5 protein-coding genes are annotated in these 4,156 nt (G+C 68.5%); all 5 read right to left on the bottom strand.

What is annotated here, in order from left to right:
- Positions 1-313 precede the first annotated feature (313 nt).
- Positions 314-1,276 (bottom strand): thiamine-phosphate kinase, encoded by a 963-nt coding sequence (gene thiL / locus AC1DJN_RS20995; protein ID WP_051562411.1) that lies wholly within the window; start codon positions 1,274-1,276, stop codon positions 314-316.
- A 120-nt stretch (positions 1,277-1,396) separates the two neighbouring features.
- The gene (nusB, locus tag AC1DJN_RS20990) at positions 1,397-1,876 is read right to left on the bottom strand and encodes a transcription antitermination factor NusB (RefSeq protein ID WP_025876637.1); all 480 of its coding nucleotides are present in this window, start codon (positions 1,874-1,876) and stop codon (positions 1,397-1,399) included.
- Complete coding sequence (gene ribH, locus AC1DJN_RS20985) at positions 1,873-2,340, bottom strand: 6,7-dimethyl-8-ribityllumazine synthase (protein WP_025876639.1); 468 nt, start codon at positions 2,338-2,340, stop codon at positions 1,873-1,875. The genes nusB and ribH overlap by 4 nt, the downstream gene beginning before the upstream one ends.
- Before the next feature lie 158 nt (positions 2,341-2,498).
- Positions 2,499-3,599 carry a 3,4-dihydroxy-2-butanone-4-phosphate synthase gene (gene ribB, locus AC1DJN_RS20980; protein WP_478040080.1) on the bottom strand — a complete coding sequence of 367 codons (1,101 nt, stop codon included), beginning with the start codon at positions 3,597-3,599 and terminating at the stop codon, positions 2,499-2,501.
- On the bottom strand, positions 3,596-4,156 hold a 561-nt coding region (locus AC1DJN_RS20975), incomplete at its 5' end, for a riboflavin synthase (protein ID WP_478040078.1). The genes ribB and AC1DJN_RS20975, both read right to left, overlap by 4 nt.

Below are 4,156 nucleotides of genomic sequence, written 5' to 3'. Positions count from 1 at the left end.
CCTGACACATCCGTGCCAACCAAGGTTGGCACCCGCTAGAGCAGCGCGGTAGCGCCGGGCCATGCCCGGCGTTCTGGTAGGCATCGACCTTGGTCGACGCAGCATTGGCGCGCAACCCTGACACATCCGTGCCAACCAAGGTTGGCACCCGCTAGAGCAGCGCGGTAGCGCCGGGCCATCCCCGGCGTTCTGGTAGGCGTCGACCTTGGTCGACGCAGCATTGGCGCGCAACCCTGACACATCCGTGCCAACCAAGGTTGGCACCTACCAGAGCAACACGGTAGCGCCGGGCCATGCCCGGCGTTCTCATGTGTCAGGCGAAATGCTCGTATCCGCTCGGGCCGTCGTGGCCTTCGGTGTGCACGCCCTGCCCTTCCATGATGCGGCCGATGCGGGTAATCGGCACGTCCAGCGATTCGGCGACGTAGTGCAGCGCGTCGCGCTGGTCGGCGGCGGCGGTGAAGCACAGTTCGTAATCGTCGCCGCCGTGCAGCGCGCAGTCACGGGCGCCATCGCGGCCGAGCAGTTCGCGCAGTGCCGACGACATCGGCAATGCATCGGCGTCGACTTCGGCGCGTACGCCGCTGCGTGCGGCGATGTGGCCCAGGTCGGCCAGCAGGCCATCGGAGATGTCCACGGCGGCATGCGCGAATGCACGCAGGCGCAGGCCCAGGGTGACGCGCGGGGTGGGACGCAGCAGGCGCAGGCGCAGGGTTTCGTAGTCAGCCAGCAGGGTGGCGGCGGTGACGTTCAATGCGCCCTGCTGCCACAGGCGCAGCGCACCGGCAGCATCGCCGAGGGTGCCGCTGACCCAGATGTCATCGCCAATCTGTGCGCGATCACGACGCAGGGCCTGGCCGCGGGATACCTGGCCCATCGCGGTCACCGACAGCGACAGCGGGCCACGCGTGGTGTCACCGCCGATCAGGGCGATGTCGTGCTGGTCGGCCAGGGCGAAGAAACCATCGGCGAAGGCATCGATCCAGTCTTCGCTGGCCTCGGGCAGCGACAGCGCCAGCGTGCACCAGGCCGGGCGCGCGCCCATCGCGGCGAGGTCGGACAGGTTGACGGCCAGCGTCTTCCAGCCGATGTCGAACGCCGGGGTCTCGGCCGGGAAATGCACGCCGCTGTTGAGCGTGTCGGCGGTGACCACCAGTTGCTCGTTCGGGCGCGGCTGCAGCAGCGCGGCGTCATCGCCGATGCCGAGCACGATGTCGTCGCGCTCGACGGTGCGGGCGCGGATGCGGTCGATGAGGGCGAATTCGGCCAGGGACATGGGGCGCTCCCGCGTTTGTACGTGCCGCGCCGTGCGCGGTGGGCGGTAGTGCCGGCCGCAGGCCGGCAACCTCAGAATCCCTGCAGTTGCCGGCCAGCGGCCGGCATTACCACAGGTGGGTCAGTGACCCGATTCGACCTTGCGCCATTCCACGGCGGCACGATCCAGCACGCCGTTGACGTAGGTGTGGCCATGTTCGGAACCGAAGCGCTTGGCCGATTCGATGGCTTCGTTGATCACCACGCGGTACGGCACGTCCAAGCGGTAACGCAGTTCGTAACCGGCCAGGCGCAGCACGGCGCGTTCGATCGCGTCCACTTCGTCGATGCCACGGTCCAGGTACGGGCCGAAGGCTTCGTCGATGTCGCGACGGTTGTCGAGCACGCCATGCACCAGCGCTTCGAAGTACGCCAGGTCGGCGATTTCGCGGGCCTGTTCGTGGGCGAACTGGGCGATCAGCGACTGGCCGTTGCCGCCGGAGATCTGCCAGGCATAGATGGCCTGCACGGCACGACGGCGCGCGCGCGAGCGCAGCACCGGATCGATGCCATCGCGGCGGACGGGTTTACCGGAGGGCTTGCCCTGGGTGTTCTTGTTCATGGCAGCTGCTCCAGAAGGTTGACCATTTCCAATGCGGCGAGCGCGACTTCCTCGCCCTTGTTGCCGTGGCTGCCGCCTGCGCGGGCCTCGGCATCTTCCACGCGTTCCACGGCCAGCACGCCGTTCAGCACCGGCACGCCGAAGTCCAGCTGCACGCGCATCAGGCCTTCGGCACAGCGGTCGGCCACGTGTTCGTAGTGACGGGTGTCGCCACGGATCACGCAGCCCAGGGTGAGGATGGCGGCGTGTTCATGGGCGGCGGCCAGGCGCGCGGCGACCAGCGGCAGCTCCCAGGCACCCGGCACGCGGATCACGTCGATGTTGGCTTCGGCAATGCCGTTGCCGGCCAGGCTCTGGCGGGCGCCAGCAACCAGCACATCGGTGATGCGGGCGTTCCAGCGGCTGGCCAGGATGGCGAAGCGCGCCGATTCGGGAGTGCGAAGATCGCCTTCGTAGTGGCTCATATGCGGCTTGGGATTCGATTAAGGGGTAATTCTACCGTGGATGGGCCCCGGCCGTGGCTGGCGGGGGCCCGGGGCGTGCCGGCCAACGGTCGGCACCCACCAGCTGCAGTGGGCCGCCCCTTTGTGGGTGCCGACCGTTGGTCGGCACACCGAGCGGGTTACGGGGTGACCGTCTCCACCACTTCAAGGCCGTACCCGGCCAGTCCGATCTGGCGGCGGGGCGTGCCCAGCACGCGCAGCTTGCCCAGGCCCAGGTCGGACAGGATCTGCGCACCGGCACCGTTGCGGCGCCACTGGCCCACATCCTTGTCCTTGCCCGGCACCACCGGCGCCGGCTGCTGGCGCAGGCGGGCCAACAGCGCTTCGCCGTCGCGCGGGGCCGACAGCACCACCATCACGCCACTGCCTTCCGCGGCGATCGCGCGCAGGGCATCGGTGGCCGCCACGCCGAAGTCATCGCGGCGCCAGTGCAGCAGGTCGGCCAGCGGGTTTTCCACCTGCACGCGCACCAGGGTGGGCGTGTCCGCATCCGGGGTGCCGCGGACCAGGGCGAAATGCAGGTCGTGGGCGATGCGGTCGCGGTAGGTGACCAGCTTGAACGGGCCGAACTCGGTGTCGATATCACGCTCGTCCACGCGCTCGACGGTCTTTTCGGTGGCCAGGCGATAGGCGATCAGGTCGGCGATGGAGCCCATCTTCAGGCCGTGCTCGCGGGCGAACACTTCCAGCTCCGGGCGGCGCGCCATGCTGCCGTCCGGGTTGAGGATCTCCACCAGCACACCGGCCGGTTCCAGCCCGGCCAGCATGGCCAGGTCGACGCCGGCTTCGGTGTGGCCGGCGCGGGTCAGCACGCCACCGGGCTGGGCAATCAGCGGGAAGATGTGGCCCGGCTGGTGCAGGTCCGACGGCTTGRCATTGGGCTTCACCGCGGTGCGGATGGTGTGCGCGCGGTCGTGTGCCGAGATGCCGGTGGTCACGCCCTCGGCCGCTTCGATGCTGACGGTGAAGTTGGTCTGGAACTGCGCGGTATTGGCCTGCACCATCGGCGCCAGGCCGAGGTCGGCGGCGCGGGTGCGGGTGAGCGGCAGGCACACCAGGCCGCGGCCATGGGTGACCATGAAGTTGATGTCGCTGGCCTTGACCAGCTCGGCGGCCATGATCAGGTCGCCTTCGTTCTCGCGGTCTTCGTCATCGACGATGACGACCATGCGGCCGAGGCGGATGTCTTCCAGGATGTCGGGAATGGGGGCGAAGTTCATGCGCGGGCTCCTTCACCCAGCAACCGCTCGACATAACGAGCGACCAGGTCGATTTCCAGGTTCACCGCGCTGCCCACGCCGGTGGCGGAGAACGCGGTATTGRCCACGGTGTGCGGGATCAGCGCCACTTCAAAGCCTTCCTCGTCCACTTCGTTCACGGTGAGGCTGACGCCGTCCACGCAGATCGAGCCCTTCTTGGCGATGTAGCGGCGCAGGGCGGCCGGCGCGGCGAAACGCCAGCGCTGGGCACGCGCATCTTCATGGATGGACAGGACCTGGCCGAGGCCGTCGACGTGGCCGCTGACCAGATGGCCGCCAAGGCGGTCGGTCGGGCGCATGGCACGTTCGAGGTTGATGACCGCACCTTCGGCCAGTTGGCCGAGCGTGGTCAGGCCCAGGGTCTCGGTGGACGCATCGGCCTGGAAGCTGCCGGCGTCGAACGCGATGACGGTGAGGCAGACGCCGTTGATGGCGATGCTCTCGCCCATCTGCACGTTGTCGAACGGCAGGCTGCCGACGTTGAAGGTGAAGCGGACATCGCCGCCGATGGATTCGCG

This window comes from Stenotrophomonas sp. 05L414_2 (assembly GCF_056397905.1).
This window is presented reverse-complemented; position numbering and strand designations above follow the sequence as displayed.